Raw genomic sequence first — 15,612 nt, 5'->3', positions numbered from 1 at the left:
CCCCTCCCCGCGATGGTGGACCCACCTCGGTGGTCAGTCGTCGTCTTCGTCGTCCCCGTCGATGACCACACCGCGGGGCGTCGCCGTGATCGTGATCTCGGTGCCCTCCGGGGCCTCCCCGGAGTGCGACTGATGACCGATGATCCGGCCGCCCAGGATGCGCTCCACCTCGACCTTGAAGCCGGCGTCCTCCAGGGCCTCGCGGGCGTCCTTGATCTTCTCGCCGACCACGTCGGGGATCTCCACGTCCGGCGGGCCGGTGGACACGGTCAGGGTGACGGTGGACCCGGGACCCACGTTGGTGCCGGTGTCGGGTGTCTGGTCGATGACCTGACCCTCATCGACGTTCTCGCTGTCCTCCTCGACGATCTCGACCGTCAGGCCCAGCTCCTCCAGGGTGGACTCGGCGTCCGCGCGTTCCTCACCGGCCAGGCTCGGCACGGGGATGCCCTTACTGACGGTGAGCGTCACCGTCTCCTCACGGTCGGCGGTCGCTCCCGCCTCGGGCTCGCTGGAGATGACCTGACCCGGATCGACGTCGGGCGACTCGACCTCCTCCTGCTCGATCCGGTCGGCGACGAAGCCCAGGTCCTCCAGGTCCTTGAGGACGTCGGCGATGTTCTGCCCGGCGATGTCGGGCATCTCCACCTCCTGCGGCCCCTTGGAGACGTACACGGTCACCGGGTCGCCGGGGGAGAGCCGCTCGCCCACCTCGGGGTCGGTGGAGCCCACCTCGCCCACGGCGACGTCGCTGTAGACCTGATCGTCGGACAGGTCGTAGATCAATCCGGCCGACCGGATCTCGTCCCGGGCGACCTCGGGCGTGGCGCCGACGACGTCGGGGACGGGTTCGTAGCGGCCCAGCAGGAACCACCAGCCGACCACGCCCACGAGCAGCGCCATGGCGGCCGCGCCCACCACCAACAGGCGGTTGCGCGAGAACCAGGAGCCGCCCTCGTCGTCCGGGCCGTAGTCGTCGTCGTAGTCGGCGGCGGCGTTCATGTCGACGACCATCGTGGCGTTCTCGGTACCCGGTCCCGCGCCACCCGCGATCAGCTGGGGCGCGGTCATGGTGACGCCCGCCGCGCCGGTGGGCGCGACCGGGGTCATGCGCTCCTGGGCGCCCGAGGGCGACTCGGGCAGAGTGCTCAGGACCTCCAGCACCTTGGACAGGTACTGACCGGCGTTACCGGGCCGGTACCTGGGGTCGCGCTCGGTGGCCTTGGTGACCAGGGCGTCCACATCGGGGGAGAGCCCCGGCAGGAAGTGCGAGGGTCTCGGCACGTCCTCGTTCACGTGCTGGTAGGCGATGGCGATGGGGGTCTCACCGGTGTGCGGCTGGCCACCGGTGAGCAATTCGTAGAACATGATGCCCGCGGCGTAGACGTCGCTGCGGGCGTCGGCCACGCCCTTCTCGATCTGTTCGGGCGCCAGGTAGGCGGCGGTGCCCATCAGGGTGCCGGTGCGGGTCAGCCCCTGGTTGGACTGCTCGACCGCGCGCGCCAGACCGAAGTCGGCGACCTTGACCCGACCGTCCTCGGTGATGAGGACGTTCTCGGGTTTGACGTCACGGTGCACCATGCCGGCCTGGTGCGCGGCGCCCAGGGCGGCCAGCACCGGGGCCATGAAGTTCAGCGCCTGACGGGCGGTCAGCCGGCCGCGCTCCTTGAGCAGGTCGCGCAGCGTGCGCCCCGGTACGTATTCCATGGCCAGGAACACGTGTCCCTGGTCCTCGCCCTGGTCGAAGACCTGGACCACGTTGGGGTGCGAGAGCTTGGCGACGGAGTGCGCCTCGTTGATGAATCGCTGGACGAAGGAGGGGTCCTGAGCCAGGGACGGGTGCATGACCTTCAGAGCGAGTCTGCGGTCCAGCCTGAGGTCGTGGGCGACGTAGACCGTCGCCATACCACCACCGGCGATCCTGGACTCGACGAAGTAGCGACGGTCCAGCGTCGCGCCTACAAGCGGGTCGGAAGTCGTCATGTCCACGGCGGAGTTGTGTCCTTGCTGCGGGGAGCGCGGGAGATCGCGGCCGATGGCGCGTACCCGACACCAGATGTCGAACCGACACGATAGCGGAATCCGGAGTCGGTTCTGCCCCGCGGTTCATGGTCGCGGCGGCCCCGCACTGTGCGACACACGGGCCGTCCGTGTGCGCTCGGGGGGTGCGCGCGCCTGGGCTGTCTCGGTGGGTGCGGTGCCCTCTCACGGCACACACATTCCATCCAAGGTAGGGGACGACACCAAACCTTCGCTTGGCGCCGCACCGGCCGGCTCTTGACCGAGGGCCGCGGCGACCGCTCCGACCTGCCCGGACACGGACCTCGGACGGGCAGGTCGAGTGGTACTTCGCTCAGACCACGTCGGGACTGGAGGCAAGGGCGTGCCGCCGGATCGGGATGCGCCCGGCACGGCGGGCGTCCCTACCGGCCCGGACCGCGTCGCGCATGGCCCGCGCCATCAGGGCCGGGTCTTGGGCACGGGTCACGGCAGTGGCCAACAACACCGCGTCGCACCCCAGTTCCATGGCCAGGGCCGCGTCGCTGGCGGTACCGATGCCGGCGTCGACGATGACCGGCACGCCGGCCTGTTCGACGATCAGCTCCAGATTGTGCGGGTTGCGAATGCCCAGACCGGAGCCGATCGGAGCGGCCAGCGGCATGACGGCGGCGCAGCCGAGCTGCTCCAGACGCCGGGCCAGCACCGGGTCGTCGTTGGTGTAGGGCAACACCGTGAAACCGTCGTCCACGAGTGTCTCCGCGGCCTCCAACAGCTCCACCGGGTCGGGAAGCAGCGTGTGCTCGTCGGCGACGACCTCCAGCTTCACCCAGTCGGTCTCCAAGGCCTCGCGCCCCAGCCTGGCGGTGCGCACGGCCTCCACGGCGGTGAAGCAGCCCGCGGTGTTGGGCAGTGGACGGATGCCGTTGCGGGACAGGACGTCCCACACCGATCCCTGCGTGCCCGGGGCGACCCGGCGCATGGCCACGGTGGTCAGCTCCGTCCCCGAGGCCAGCAGGGCCTCCTCCAGCACCTCCAGGGAGGGCGCGCCGCCGGTTCCGGTGATGAGGCGGGAGCCGAAGGGGACGCCGGCGATGATCACGGGGTCTTCGACGGTGTCGACATCGGGGCGGGTGTCGAGGATGTCGGTCATGGTTCAGCCTCCCTGTACGGCGGTCAGGACGTCCACGCGGTCGCCCGGCGTCAGGTCCGTGCCGGCCCACGCGGTGCGCCGCACCACCTCGTCGTTGATCGCCACCGCGATCCCGCCGGGGATCGCCCCGTCGCCGGCCGAGGTGAGGTCGCGTACGACCGCCTCGACCGTGGTGGCCGTGCTCTGGCGACTCTCGCCGTTGATGATCAGTTCCACAGTCACTCCCACGTCGTCGGTTCGTCTCACGCGCCGCCATCGGACAGCGGCCGGTCGGCGGCGAATCCATGCGCGTATTCGGGCAGGGCCCCGGTCGTGAGCGCCCGCACCATGACCTCTCCGGTCACGGGGGCCAACAGCACCCCGTGCCGGAAGTGGCCCACGGCCAGGTGCAGTCCCGGCACCCGGGTGGGGCCCAGCAGGGGTCGGTTGTCGGGGGACCCGGGGCGCAGGCCCACGCAGGTCTCGGTGACCTCCAGCTCGGTGACCCCGGGAACGAGTTCGCGCGCGTCCCGCAGCACCTGCCAGAGCCCGCCCGCGGTCAGGGCGGTGTCGTACCCCAGCTCCTCCTGGGTCGCGCCCACGATGACCTCGCCGTCGGCGCGGGGCACCAGGTAGACCGGGAAGCCGCGGACCAGGCCGCGCACCGTCCGCTCCACGAGCGGGGGCTCCCCCTCACGGACCCGGGCGCGCAACAACTGTCCCTTGACCGGCCGGATCGGAGGCAGCACCGGCGCGGGCAGGGTGATCCGGTCGCTCAGGCAACCCGCGGCGAGGACGACCTGGTGGGTCGGCAGAACGGTGCCGTCGGCCAGGTGCACTCCCAACCGGGCCCCGTCGGGACCGGGGGAGGAGACCTCGGTCACGGCCCCGGCCACCTCGCGCGCGCCCGCGCGTTCGGCGGCCCGGGCCAGGGCCGGAAGTAGACGGCGGGGGTCGACGGAGTGATCCTCTGGGGCCAGGACCCCGCCCCGCACCGAAGGGGCCAGGTGGGGTTCCAACCGGCGGCACTCTCGACTGTTCAACCGCTCGGTGGCGATGCCCAGACGTCGTTGCAGGTCGTGGAGTTCATCGAGGACGGCCAGGTCGTCCCGGTCGAAGGCGACCAGGAGCGTTCCGGTGCGGTGGTGGCCCACCGACATGGCGGAGTCCGCCTCCACCTCGGCGACGAAGGAGTCGTACATCCGCGCGGAGCGGACGCCGAGTCCCATGAGTTCCTCCTCACCGAAGATCGCCTCGGTGGCGGGCGTGAGCATGCCCGCCGCGACGGCGGAGGAGGAACGCGCGTCGGCGGGTTCGGTGACGGGATCGGGCTCGACCAGGGTGACGTCCAGACCGTGTCGGGCCGCCCGCCAGGCGACCACCCTCCCGATGACGCCGCCACCGACGACGACCACACCATCGGTGTCGGAACCGGTCCTGTAGCGGGAATCCTCGAAGTCGCGCATGGTGCGCGCTCCCCTCCCTTCGCCGGCATGATCCGGATCAGGTTCGTGCGGTCGGAGACTGCTCGGTCTCCCTCTCAGCCGGGTCCACCCGGCTCCCGCGGGACATGTCTGTTCGCTCCCCGCCATCCTAGGCCAGGTGACCCCGCACGGGTTCGGGCGGTCCTCGGTGGCCGGTGGGGTGTGGCAGATTGGGAGGGTGACACACAAAGACCTCGACATCGACGAACTGGTCGGCGACTGGCTGACCCTGCGCGAGGCGGCCGAGCCGCTGGGCGTCAGCCCGAACCGGATCAAGACGTTCATCCGCGAGAACCGCCTCATGGGCGTGGTTCGCAAGGGAGAACTCTCCATCCCCGCCGCCTTCCTGGACGGTGACGACCTCGTCAAGGGGCTGCCCGGCACCATCGTGCTGCTCTCCGACGCGGGTTTCTCCACCGAGGAGGCTCTGCGCTGGCTCTTCACACCGGACGACACCCTTCCGGGGACCCCGATCCAGGCCATGCGCGAGAACCGGGGCACCGAGGTGCGTCGCCGCGCCCAGGCCATGGCCTTCTGAGTGATCGCCGTTCGCTCCATGGGGCGCACCGGGGGGTGCGCCCTTGGGTCTCTCGACGACCAGGGCCTAATGTGTCGGGTGTGAGGACCAACCACGGAACCAGCCTGCGCGAGCGCCTGGACGCATCCCTTCTGTACCTGTGCACCGACGCCCGTACCGAGCGCGGTGACCTCGCCGAGTTCACGGACGCGGCCCTGGCCGGAGGGGTGGACATCGTCCAGCTCCGGGACAAGGGGCTGGAGGCCCGCGAGGAACTCGCCGCGCTGGAGGTCATGCGCGAGGCGTGCGAACGCCACGGCGCGCTGCTCGCCGTCAACGACCGCGCCGACATCGCCCGCGCGGTGCGCGCCGACGTTCTGCATCTGGGACAGCGCGATCTGCCCGTGTCCATGGCCAGGGACATCATCGGCGCGGACCCCGTCATCGGGCGATCCAACAACGACGTCGAGGCCGCCATGGCCTCCGCCGAGGAAGCCGGCAGCGACTACTTCTGCGTCGGACCGACCTGGGCCACCCCCACCAAGCCGGGACGCCCTGCCGCCGGCCCGGCCCTGGTGGAGAAGGCCGCCGCACTGGGGACCGAACGACCCTGGTTCGCCATCGGCGGCATCGACCTGACCACCATCGACGAGGTGCTCGACGCCGGCGCCTCGCGTGTCGTCGTGGTGCGCGCCATCACCGAGGCGGAGGACCCCCGTGCCGCGGCGGTCGCCCTCAAGGAACGGCTCACCGCGCGGGCCTGAACCGAGGCGACGCCTCACCGGACCCGGTGACGGGGAACCTCCCGGGGATCAGCACCTCGGGTCCGCCGAACTCGACCGCGCACTCCGCACGGCGGTGGTCGGGAAGAGACCGCCGATGTCAGACCGCGACGTGCGCCAACGCGCTCGGATGACGGCGCAGGAAACCCTCGATGGATTGCGCCGGGTGCCCGGTCAGGCTCGGCACGGTATCGGCCACCACGTCCATCTCCCCGTTCGCGATCGCCGCGTACGACGACGCCCACCCCTCGACCTCCCACTCCGCGGCTCCGGTGCGCCGGCGTGACTCCAGCGCCTCCTCCCAGTTCTGGGGCACGTAGTGGATGGTGCGGCCGGTGAGCCTGCCCAGCTTCTCCACCGTGGCGCCCACCGACAACGCCTCCGGGCCGGTCACGTCGTAGGTGGTCCGCTCCGACGCGGCGATCACCACGGGGTCGGTCAGGACGGCGGTGGCCACGTCGGCCACGTCGTCCCGGGACACCCACGCGGCCCGACCGTCACCGGCCGGGCCGCGCACCACTCCCTCGTCGTCCACCCAATGGGGCAGCAGGTCCAGGTACAGGCTCGGTCTCAGGAACGTGTAGGACACACCGGTGGATCTGATGTGCGCCTCGGTGAAGAAGTGCGTCCGGGCGAAGGTGAAGGTCGAGGCCGGGCCCGCACCGAGGAACGACAGGTACACGATCCGGGAGACCCCCGCCTCGACCGCCGCGTCCACCGCGCTGACGTGGGTCTCCATTCGTTCCTCGGACTCGGTGGCCGAGACCAGGAACAGGGTGTCCACCCCCCGACAGGCCCGCGTGAACCCGGCCCCGTCCTCGTAGTCGGCCATCGACGCGCTGCTGCCCGGGTACTCCGGGGCGCGATTGATGTCGCGCACGATGAATCGCTGTGTCGACCCGAGCCGAGCGATCCGGGCGGCCACGCGCCCGCCCACCGCTCCCGTGGCTCCGGTCACCCCTATGGTGTGGTTTGTCATGTGATCGTCACCCATGACAGCCATCCTGGAGTATGGGGACGTGCCGGCCGCTCATCGGCACGCCCCTTTTTGAGCTCATCGGTCAGCGGGTGGTGTGCTCTTGGGGAGCCTCCTCGTTCCCACCCGTGACAGGGGCGATCGTACGGGTGATGCGCCGGTAGGTCAGGCGGCGCAACAGCACCTCGGCCGGGCCACGACGCCCCGCGCGCTCCAGCGCGTAGGCGCCCACCACGGTGAGCAGCCACACCCCGACCGCGTACAGGAACATCGTCCACGAGGACATGTGCGCGGCCAGCCCCAGGCCCCATGCGGCCAGCAGCGGCGCGCACAGCACGGATTGGGCCAGGTAGGCGCTGAGGGAGCGCTTCCCCGTCGCGCTCAGGGCGCTCACCAGGATGCCCCGGGTTCGTCCCCGTTCCCGGACCCGGTACGCCACCAGGGCGATCAGCGCGACGTACCCGAGCCCGCAGAACAGGCCGGTCGACATGTGCGGGATGGCCAGCGCCTGCCCCTGGATCGGGGCCAGGTCCCACACGCCGATCTGGGCCAACGCCAGGGGGAGACCGCCGAGCCAGCCGACGGTGATGCCCACGATCGCGACCCCGCGCAGCAGGGGCAGGTTCCGTTCCGGCTCCTCCAGGATCCGGCGGCGCGCGGCCCAGAACCCGAACAGGGCTGCGGCGGGCAAGGCCGGGATCAGCAGCCCCTGCCCGACGCTGAGGGGCCAGGCCAGCATTCGCATGACCGCGGCGGACAGGATGGACGTCTCGGCGATGTCGGCGGCCGTGACCAGAACGTCCTGATCGCCCATGTCGACCTCGCCGAGGATCGGCAGGAGCAGGAGGACGATCACGGACAGGAGCGCGAGCAGGCCGGTCAGCACGGCGCCCCACACGAGCAGTGTCCCGCTCTTGCGCCGGAGGAACAGCCATCCCAGGACCAGCCCGAGCATGCCATAGGCGCCGAGGATGTCGCCCATCCACAGCAGCAGTGCGTGGAAGAAGCCGAAGACGAGGAGCCACAGGTTGCGGCGGCGCAGCAGGGCGTCGACGCCCTTGACGTCGGCACCCGCCGCCTCCTGGCGCCTGGCCAATTGCACCATGCCGTACCCGAACAGGAAGGCGAACATCGGGTAGCTGCGCATGTCCACGGCCATGACCGTGAAGAACTGCACGACATCGTCCAGTGCGCCCTCAGGGGTGGGGTGCGCGGTGATGCCGGTGTTCGGTGCGGCCCCCAGGTACCAGACCGTGTTGGCCAGGGCGATGAAGAGCAGCATGAAGCCGCGGGCGAGGTCCGGAGCGAGTGCCCGTTCGGCCGTGGTGGTCGGCCCGAGAGGGGCGGTGTTTCTGGCCATGGGAGGGAGCGCTCCGGTTTCAAGGTCTATCGTGGATTCCGATTCATGCCGGAATCGGGCTGTGGGCGTAATTTGAAAAAGGGTATAAAAAACCCCGAAGACCCCAAAATCAATCCTTCGGGGTTCGGGGTTCGGGGTTCGGGCGGATCGCCGATCAGTGGGAGCGGCGGGTGGCCGCGACGACCAACTCGCGCAGCGGGTCACGCGCGCCCTCGTCCAGCTCCGGGTCCTCCAGTGCGGCGAGCGCCTGCTCGGAGTACTCCTCGACCAGCGACTCACAGGCGGTCAGGGCGCCGCTGGACTCCACCAGGGAGCACATCCACTCCACCGAGTCCGTCGACAGGTCGGGCACGCCCAGCAGCGAGCGGAAGCGCTCGGCGTCGGTCTCACCGGACCGCGCCAGGGTCTCGGCCACCACCAGGGTCCGCTTGCCCTCGCGCAGGTCGTCACCGGCCGGCTTGCCCATGGTGGTCGGGTCGCCGAACACGCCCAGCAGGTCGTCGCGCAGCTGGAAGGCGATCCCCAGCGGGACGCCGTAGTCGGTGTAGACCCGGGCGAGCTCCTCGCCCCGCCCGGCCAACGCGGCCCCCAGGTGCAGCGGACGCTCCACCGTGTACGCGGCGGTCTTGTACCGCATCACCCGAAGGGCGGCCTCACGGGTCTCGATGCCGCGGACCTGCTCCAAGGTGTCCAAGTACTGCCCGGCCATGACCTCGGTGCGCATCGCGTCGAAGGGAGCACGCCCGTCCTGCAGCGTCCGCGGCACGAACCCGCAGGCCTGGTACATCTCGTCGGACCAGGTCAGGCACAGGTCACCGATGAGGATCGCGGCGCCACGACCGAATCCGTCGCTGTCGCCGCTCCAGCCCTGGTCGGCGTGCAGCCGTGCCATGCGCTTGTGGGTGGCGGGGGCGCCGCGCCGGGTGTCGCTGTTGTCGATCACGTCGTCGTGCACGAGCGCGCAGGCCTGGAGGAACTCCAGGGACGCGGCCGCGCGGATCATCCTGGCGTCGCCCTCGGCCCCGCCCGCGCCGCGCCACCCCCAGTAGGCGAAGGTGGGACGCAGCCGCTTGCCGCTGGAGACGATCGCCTCCAAGGAATCCATGGCGGGGGCCAGCTCGGGGCCGATCTCCAGCAGCCGGACACGGTGTTCGGCGCAGAAGTCGGACAGTTCGCGGTCCACGTCGGAACGGATGACGGACACGGCTGAAAAGGCAGTAGAAGGGGCCATACCCAGCAGGTTAGTCCCTGGTCGAGAGGGTAGGGGCCCGGGTGTTCGGCGGCCGGGCAAGGGTGTGAGGGCCGGTTCCCGGTGATGGAATTCTCGGTGTCCGAAATGTGGACAAGTCGTGATGCGGGCGCACCCCTCGGAGTGGGGTCTCGGATCAGCGAAAACCCGCCATAATAGGGACTTTTGGTTCAGATCTGGGTCGAACAGGAGGTTTCCGGTAAAAATCCCCCTGTCTCACATGATGGTACGTGAGACGATGTCGCCGATAGGTATCTTGAAACATGAGATGAGGTGTCCGCGAATCGGAGGTCCTGGCCTAGGGTGGAAAGCATGCTCGCTGCACCCACGCGCCTCGTGGCGCCCCGAGGCCCGGCCCCCAGGCCGCGCCATATCCGAGACCTGCTCGACTCGGGCGAGCCGCTGTTCTCCTTCGAGTTCTTCCCGCCCCGCAACGCCCGTTCGCAAGAGCGTCTGTGGCGGGCCATCCGGGAGATCGAGGCGCTGGGTCCCTCGTTCGTCTCCGTCACCTACGGAGCCGGCGGCGGTACCCGCGACCTCACGGTGGAGACCACCGAGCGCATCGCCACCGACACCACGCTGATGCCGGTCGCGCACATGACGCTGGTCGACCACTCCGTCGCCGAGTTGCGCCACCTCATCGGTCGCCTGTGCGACGCGGGTGTGTCCAACATGCTGGCCGTGCGCGGTGACCCGCCCGGCGACCCCGACGGCGCGTGGGTCCAGCACCCGGAGGGACTCACCTACGCGGAGGAACTGGTCCGCCTGCTCAAGGAGAGCGGCGACTTCTCCGTGGGCGTGGCCGCCTTCCCCTACAAGCACCCGAGATCGGCCGACGTCGAGGTCGACACCGACCACTTCGTGCGCAAGTGCCGGGCGGGCGCCGACTACGCCATCACCCAGATGTTCTTCGACGCCGAGGACTACCTACGGCTGCGCGACCGGGTGGCCGCCCGGGGCTGTGACATCCCGATCATCCCCGAGGTGTTCCCGGTGGTGAAGACGGCCTCGATCCGGCGCTCGGAGATGCTGTCGGGCGCCCCGTTCCCGCGTGCGCTGGCCGAGCGTTTCGAGAGCTTCGGCGACGACGCCGAGGCGGTGCGGGCGTTCGGGATCGAGCACGCCCAGAAGATGTGCGAGCGGCTGCTGGCGGAGGGCGCGCCGGGCATCCACTTCATCACCTTCAACCAGTCCACGGCCACCAGGGAGATCTACCGGGAGATCGCTCCGGAGCGGCAGGGGCCGTCAGCGGCAGACGCGCGGCCATGATCGAGAAGGGCTGGTCCGGGCTCCCCGGGAAGGAGAACGGGTCCAGCACCTCGACGAACCCGCACGAGCGGTAGAGGTGGCGTGCCGCCGAAGGGCCCGAACGCGTGGACAACACGGCCGTGCGTTCGGGCCTTCCCTCGCACAGTCGGTGCAGCATGCGGCGGCCGATGCCCAGGTTCTGGGCGTCGGGGTGTACGTGCACCTCGGCGATCTCCAGGGGGTCGCTCAGATAGCGCTTGAGGTGGCCCCGCCGCCCTCGGACGCGCATACCCGTGGTGACGACGTCGTGCCACCACTGGCCACTCGCACCGTGGAAGGCGTAGGCGAATCCCACCGCGCGCTCGTCCTGGACGGCCAGGATGGCGCGGAACCCCGGATAGCGGGTGTGACCGTGCATGACGGAGGCCCGGCCCGGCAACTGTTCCGGGGGTGGTCGCATGGCGGCCTCGTAGACCTCCAAAAGCGCCGGAACGACGTGCGCGAAGGCGCCGGGGGCGAGTTCACGTAACTCGGTGTCGACTGCCACGGGTCCAGAGTAGGCGGTGGCACCGCCGTTCGACCTGGTTTTCCCGGGGCCGATGCGCCCGTTGTTCCCCCCGGCTCTCCTTGACGCTCCGCGCGTGGGGGTGTTAACTGGTGTCTATCGAACAGGAGTTCGATACGCCCGCCGATGTGCGGGTGAGGCGAGGCCGGGTCGGGGAGGGGAAGCCCTTACCCGGCCTCGTCGTACGTTCCGGCCGCCGCCCGACCGGGCCGGACCCACGAAGAGCCGGGTGCCGCCCTTTCGGACGGCACCCGGCTCTTCGTGAGTGATCGTGCTTGTTTCGCGCCCGGGGTCAGAAGGCGTCGACGGCGCGGCGGGCCTCGGGGTCGAGGACGCCCCAGTTGATGAGCTCCTCGGTGAGGTCGCCTGGGGACTTGTCGTAGATGACCGCGAGTGAGCGCAGGTCCTCCTGGCGGATGGACAGCACCCGCCCGTTGTAGTCACCCCGCTGACTCTGGATGGTGGCGACGTAGCGGGAGAGAGGACCGGCCTTCTCCTGCGGGAGCTGCTGCATACGCTCCAGGTCGATCACCAACTTGGGTGTCGGGCCGAGCGGAGTGGGCGCGGCGCCGCCGGGCAGCAGCTCCGACATCGGCACGCCGTAGAAGTCGGCGAGCTCGGCCAGCTTCTGGACGGTGACGGCGCGGTCGCCGCGCTCGTAGGAGCCCACCACGACGGCCTTCCAGCGTCCGTGGGACTTCTCCTCCACTCCGTGCAGGGAAAGGCCCTGTTGGGTGCGGATGGCACGCAGTCGCGCACCGAGGGACTTGGCGTATTCGGATGGCATCTTTTTGTCGCTCCCGGCCGTGACGGTGGCTGGCGTGAGTGGGGGAGACGTCCGCTCGTACTCGGCGGGCCGCCTGGGCGGTCCAGCGGATGGTCACGGGGTGCAACCCCACCCGGTAGTGGTTACAGACAGTGACGGTAGAGGGGGGTCGGTGTCCAGGTCAAGCCGTTGGTGTGAAACGCGACTAATCAGTGGCCAAACCGTGCGTAGGTGAGACGCCTCTCATTTGTGGAGGGGTCGGGACGAGTGGGGCGCTCTCGGGGGTCGCAAAGCCCACTCCTGCAGGGAATTTCGTGTTTCCCACGGATTGGGTGCGATTCCGGAGTGTCATGAAATGGATACTCTTTGCTGGGCAATCCGTGGCATGTGATGTGATGAGCATCACACTTGTGCTTTCGGGGGTGGGGGCGCGCCCGAAGGTGCCGGAGTCCTCGCTGGTAGCGTGGGCCCGATCGACATCCTTTAACGACCTGTTCTGTGAGGCAGGGAAGGGGTCACTACTTTGCATGCGCGAAAACCCGCGCGGGACGACAACGAGACCGCACCTCCCGCGTCGGTGCCCGAGGTACCCGAAGGCACACGAGCCGTCCTCGACGGCAACGAGATCAACCGGGCGCTGACCCGGATCGCCCACGAGGTGCTCGAACGCACCAAGGGCGGCCAGGACGTCACCCTCCTGGGCATCCCCTCCAGAGGCGTCCCCCTCGCCGAACGCCTGGCACGACGGATCGAGCGGGTCGAGGACCTCGACGTTCCCGCCGGTTCCCTCGACATCACCATGTACCGCGACGACCTGCGGCTCGCTCCCGCCCGCGCCCTCGGCAAGACCGAGATCCCCGCCGGTGGCCTCGATGACCGCGTCGTCGTCCTCGTCGACGACGTCCTCTTCTCCGGCCGCACCGTGCGCGCCGCGTTGGACGCCCTCGGCGACCTCGGCCGCCCCCGCGCCGTTCAGCTCGCCGTCCTCGTCGACCGCGGCCACCGCGAACTGCCGATCCGCGCCGACTACGTGGGCAAGAACCTGCCCACCTCCCTTCGCGAGAGCGTCACCGTCCAACTGCGGGAGAGCGACGGCCTCGACGCCGTCCTCCTCGGGCCCTCGCCCGCCGCCACCCTCAAGGAAGGAACGCGGCCCGGTTCCCTCCAGCGCTCCGAGGACACGGAAGGGGACCTTTGATGCGCCACCTGCTCTCCGCCGGTGACCTCGATCGGGACGAGGCCACGCTCATCCTGGACACCGCCGGCGAACTCGCCCAGGTGGGGGACCGCTCCGTCAAGAAGCTCCCCACCCTGCGCGGTCGCACCGTGGTCAACCTCTTCTACGAGGACTCCACCCGTACCCGCACCTCCTTCGAACTGGCAGCCAAACGCCTGTCCGCCGACGTCATCAACTTCTCGGCCAAGGGCTCCAGCGTCTCCAAGGGGGAGAGCCTCAAGGACACCGCGCTCACCCTCCAGGCCATGGGCGCCGACGGCGTGGTCATCCGACACAGCGCCTCCGGGGCGCCCCACCGCCTGGCGAACTGGGTCGACGGCTCCGTGCTCAACGCCGGCGACGGCACCCACGAGCACCCCACCCAGGCGCTGCTGGACGCCTTCACCATGCGCGAGCGTCTGGGCCGGCTCGAAGGGCTGCGCGTGGTCGTGGTCGGCGACATCCTGCACAGCCGGGTCGCCCGCTCCAACGTCCTGCTGCTCACCACCCTGGGCGCGCACGTGACCCTGGTCGCCCCGCCCACGCTGCTGCCGGTCTCGGTGCACACCTGGCCCTGCGAGATCTCCTACGACCTCGACGAGGTACTGCCCAAGTCCGACGTGGTGATGATGCTGCGCGTGCAGGCCGAGCGCATGCACGACTCCTTCTTCCCCTCAGTGCGCGAATACAGCCGCAACTACGGCCTGGACGGCGAACGCCTGAGTCGGATGCCGCAGGAAGCCATCGTCATGCACCCGGGCCCGATGGTGCGCGGCATGGAGATCTCCGCCGAGGTCGCCGACTCGCCCCGCTGCACCGTCACCGAGCAGGTCGCCAACGGTGTCAGCCTGCGCATGGCCGTGCTCTACCTGCTGCTCGGCGGCTCCTAGCGGAACGGGTGCCCGAACACGCCACCGCGCGTTCGTCGGTCCCTCCCGCCGCCCACGAACTTCAACGAACACGAGAAAGCCGACATCTCCATGCCCGAAAACCAGGGAACCCACCTGATCCGCGGCGCACGCCCGCTCGGTGATGACCCGGTCGACCTGCTGTTCGAGAACGGCGAGATCACCGCGATCGGTCCCGACCTGCCGACCCCCGACGGGGCAGAGGTCGTGGACGTCACCGGTCTGATCGCCCTTCCCGGCCTGGTCGACCTGCACACCCACCTGCGCGAACCCGGCCGTGAGGACGCCGAGACCGTCGCCTCCGGCTCCCGCGCCGCCGCGATGGGCGGCTACACCGCCGTGCACGCCATGGCCAACACCGACCCCGTCGCCGACACCGCCGGGGTGGTCGAGCAGGTCTGGCGCCTGGGCGAGGAGGCCGGATACTGCGACGTGCGTCCGGTCGGAGCCGTCACCGTCGGTCTGGCCGGCGAACGGCTCTCCGAGATCGGCGCCATGGCCGACTCCGCCGCCCGGGTCCGGGTCTTCTCCGACGACGGCATCTGTGTCTCCGACGCGCTGCTCATGCGCCGCGCACTGGAGTACGTCAAGGCCTTCGACGGCGTCATCGCCCAGCACGCCCAGGAACCGCGCCTGACCGAGGGCGCCCAGATGAACGAGGGTCGCGTCTCGGACCGCCTCGGCCTGCCCGGCTGGCCCGCGGTCGCCGAGGAGGCGATCATCGCCCGCGACTGCCTGCTCGCCCAGCACGTCGGCTCGCGTCTGCACGTGTGCCACGTCTCCACCAAGGGCTCGGTCGACATCATCCGTTGGGCCAAGGAACGCGGCTGCGACGTCACCGCGGAGGTCACCCCCCACCACCTGATCCTCACCGACGACCTGGCCGAGAGCTACGACCCGGTCTACAAGGTCAACCCGCCGCTGCGCACCGCCGAGGACGTCCAGGCGCTGCGCGAGGGACTGGCCGACGGCACCATCGACATCGTGGCCACCGACCACGCCCCCCACCCGGTCGAGGCCAAGGAGACCGAATGGTCCACCGCCGCGATGGGCATGATCGGACTGGAGACCGCCCTCGGAGTGGTCCACAGGACCATGGTCGAGACCGGTCTGCTCACCTGGGAACAGGTCGCGGACCGCATGTCCACCGCTCCCGCCCGCATCGGTCGCGTCGGCGGGCACGGTCGTGAGCTCGCCGTCGGCGAACCCGCCAACATCGTTCTGTACGACCCCGCCGCGCCCGTCGAGGTCGACGCGGCCGCCATGGTCGGCAAGAGCGGCAACACGCCCTTCCGCGGCATGAGCCTGCCCGGTCGGATCATCGCCACGTTCCTGCGCGGCGCACCGACCGTCCTGGAAGGGAAGATCAAGTGAGTTACCAAGCCCAGGCCGGACCTGGCACGACAGAGGG

General features: G+C 70.0%; 15 protein-coding genes and 1 riboswitch. Of the genes, 6 read left to right on the top strand and 9 right to left on the bottom strand.

The annotated features are described in order from the left end of the window. Window positions 1-33: 33 nt before the first annotated feature. The 4 genes from pknB to thiO form a co-directional block, all read right to left on the bottom strand. Window positions 34-1,989: a Stk1 family PASTA domain-containing Ser/Thr kinase gene (gene pknB / locus ABZ717_RS11025; RefSeq protein ID WP_358508231.1), complete on the bottom strand. Its 1,956-nt coding sequence runs from the start codon at window positions 1,987-1,989 to the stop codon at window positions 34-36. 364 nt (window positions 1,990-2,353) lie between these two features. Beyond that, complete coding sequence (locus ABZ717_RS11020) at window positions 2,354-3,151, bottom strand: thiazole synthase (protein WP_358508229.1); 798 nt, start codon at window positions 3,149-3,151, stop codon at window positions 2,354-2,356. 3 nt (window positions 3,152-3,154) lie between these two features. Continuing rightward, the gene (thiS, locus tag ABZ717_RS11015; RefSeq protein WP_358508253.1) at window positions 3,155-3,367 is read right to left on the bottom strand and encodes a sulfur carrier protein ThiS; all 213 of its coding nucleotides are present in this window, start codon (window positions 3,365-3,367) and stop codon (window positions 3,155-3,157) included. 26 nt (window positions 3,368-3,393) lie between these two features. After that, a complete protein-coding gene (gene thiO, locus ABZ717_RS11010) occupies window positions 3,394-4,596 on the bottom strand; it encodes a glycine oxidase ThiO (RefSeq protein ID WP_358508228.1) in 1,203 nt (400 codons plus the stop codon). Beyond that, window positions 4,594-4,705: riboswitch (TPP riboswitch) on the bottom strand. It overlaps the preceding gene by 3 nt. An 87-nt stretch (window positions 4,706-4,792) precedes the next feature. Here thiO and ABZ717_RS11005 point away from each other — a divergent pair. Together ABZ717_RS11005 and thiE are read left to right on the top strand one after the other, a co-directional pair. Beyond that, complete coding sequence (locus ABZ717_RS11005) at window positions 4,793-5,152, top strand: Rv2175c family DNA-binding protein (protein ID WP_358508226.1); 360 nt, start codon at window positions 4,793-4,795, stop codon at window positions 5,150-5,152. An 80-nt stretch (window positions 5,153-5,232) separates the two neighbouring features. Beyond that, entirely contained in the window at window positions 5,233-5,895 is a 663-nt protein-coding gene (gene thiE / locus ABZ717_RS11000; protein ID WP_358508224.1) for a thiamine phosphate synthase, read from the top strand. A 118-nt stretch (window positions 5,896-6,013) separates the two neighbouring features. On the opposite strand, the gene ABZ717_RS10995 is transcribed toward thiE, so the two are convergent. The 3 genes from ABZ717_RS10995 to ABZ717_RS10985 form a co-directional block, all read right to left on the bottom strand. After that, window positions 6,014-6,907, bottom strand: coding sequence for an SDR family oxidoreductase (locus ABZ717_RS10995; protein WP_358508222.1), 894 nt, complete (start codon window positions 6,905-6,907; stop codon window positions 6,014-6,016). A 67-nt stretch (window positions 6,908-6,974) separates the two neighbouring features. After that, window positions 6,975-8,249 (bottom strand): DUF418 domain-containing protein, encoded by a 1,275-nt coding sequence (locus tag ABZ717_RS10990; RefSeq protein WP_358508221.1) that lies wholly within the window; start codon window positions 8,247-8,249, stop codon window positions 6,975-6,977. Window positions 8,250-8,403: 154 nt separating this feature from the next. After that, a complete protein-coding gene (locus tag ABZ717_RS10985) occupies window positions 8,404-9,480 on the bottom strand; it encodes a polyprenyl synthetase family protein (RefSeq protein WP_358508219.1) in 1,077 nt (358 codons plus the stop codon). Window positions 9,481-9,834: 354 nt separating this feature from the next. Between ABZ717_RS10985 and metF the strand changes: the two genes are divergently transcribed. Beyond that, window positions 9,835-10,767 carry a methylenetetrahydrofolate reductase [NAD(P)H] gene (gene metF / locus ABZ717_RS10980; RefSeq protein ID WP_358508251.1) on the top strand — a complete coding sequence of 311 codons (933 nt, stop codon included), beginning with the start codon at window positions 9,835-9,837 and terminating at the stop codon, window positions 10,765-10,767. On the opposite strand, the gene ABZ717_RS10975 is transcribed toward metF, so the two are convergent. Then, complete coding sequence (locus ABZ717_RS10975) at window positions 10,682-11,293, bottom strand: GNAT family N-acetyltransferase (RefSeq protein WP_358508217.1); 612 nt, start codon at window positions 11,291-11,293, stop codon at window positions 10,682-10,684. The genes metF and ABZ717_RS10975 overlap by 86 nt on opposite strands. A 310-nt stretch (window positions 11,294-11,603) precedes the next feature. Beyond that, the gene (locus ABZ717_RS10970) at window positions 11,604-12,098 is read right to left on the bottom strand and encodes a transcriptional regulator (RefSeq protein WP_013154123.1); all 495 of its coding nucleotides are present in this window, start codon (window positions 12,096-12,098) and stop codon (window positions 11,604-11,606) included. A gap of 502 nt (window positions 12,099-12,600) precedes the next feature. Between ABZ717_RS10970 and pyrR the strand changes: the two genes are divergently transcribed. The 3 genes from pyrR to ABZ717_RS10955 all read left to right on the top strand — a co-directional run bounded on the left by pyrR (window position 12,601) and on the right by ABZ717_RS10955 (window position 15,575). After that, complete coding sequence (gene pyrR / locus ABZ717_RS10965) at window positions 12,601-13,275, top strand: bifunctional pyr operon transcriptional regulator/uracil phosphoribosyltransferase PyrR (protein WP_358508215.1); 675 nt, start codon at window positions 12,601-12,603, stop codon at window positions 13,273-13,275. Continuing rightward, on the top strand, window positions 13,275-14,183 hold the full coding sequence (locus tag ABZ717_RS10960; RefSeq protein ID WP_358508213.1) for an aspartate carbamoyltransferase catalytic subunit: 909 nt from the start codon (window positions 13,275-13,277) through the stop codon (window positions 14,181-14,183). The genes pyrR and ABZ717_RS10960 overlap by 1 nt, the downstream gene beginning before the upstream one ends. Before the next feature lie 90 nt (window positions 14,184-14,273). Next, complete coding sequence (locus ABZ717_RS10955; protein ID WP_358508211.1) at window positions 14,274-15,575, top strand: dihydroorotase; 1,302 nt, start codon at window positions 14,274-14,276, stop codon at window positions 15,573-15,575. The last annotated feature ends 37 nt before the right edge of the window (window positions 15,576-15,612 follow it).

The organism is Nocardiopsis sp. NPDC006832, assembly GCF_040635885.1.
GTDB lineage: Bacteria > Actinomycetota > Actinomycetes > Streptosporangiales > Streptosporangiaceae > Nocardiopsis.
This window is presented reverse-complemented; position numbering and strand designations above follow the sequence as displayed.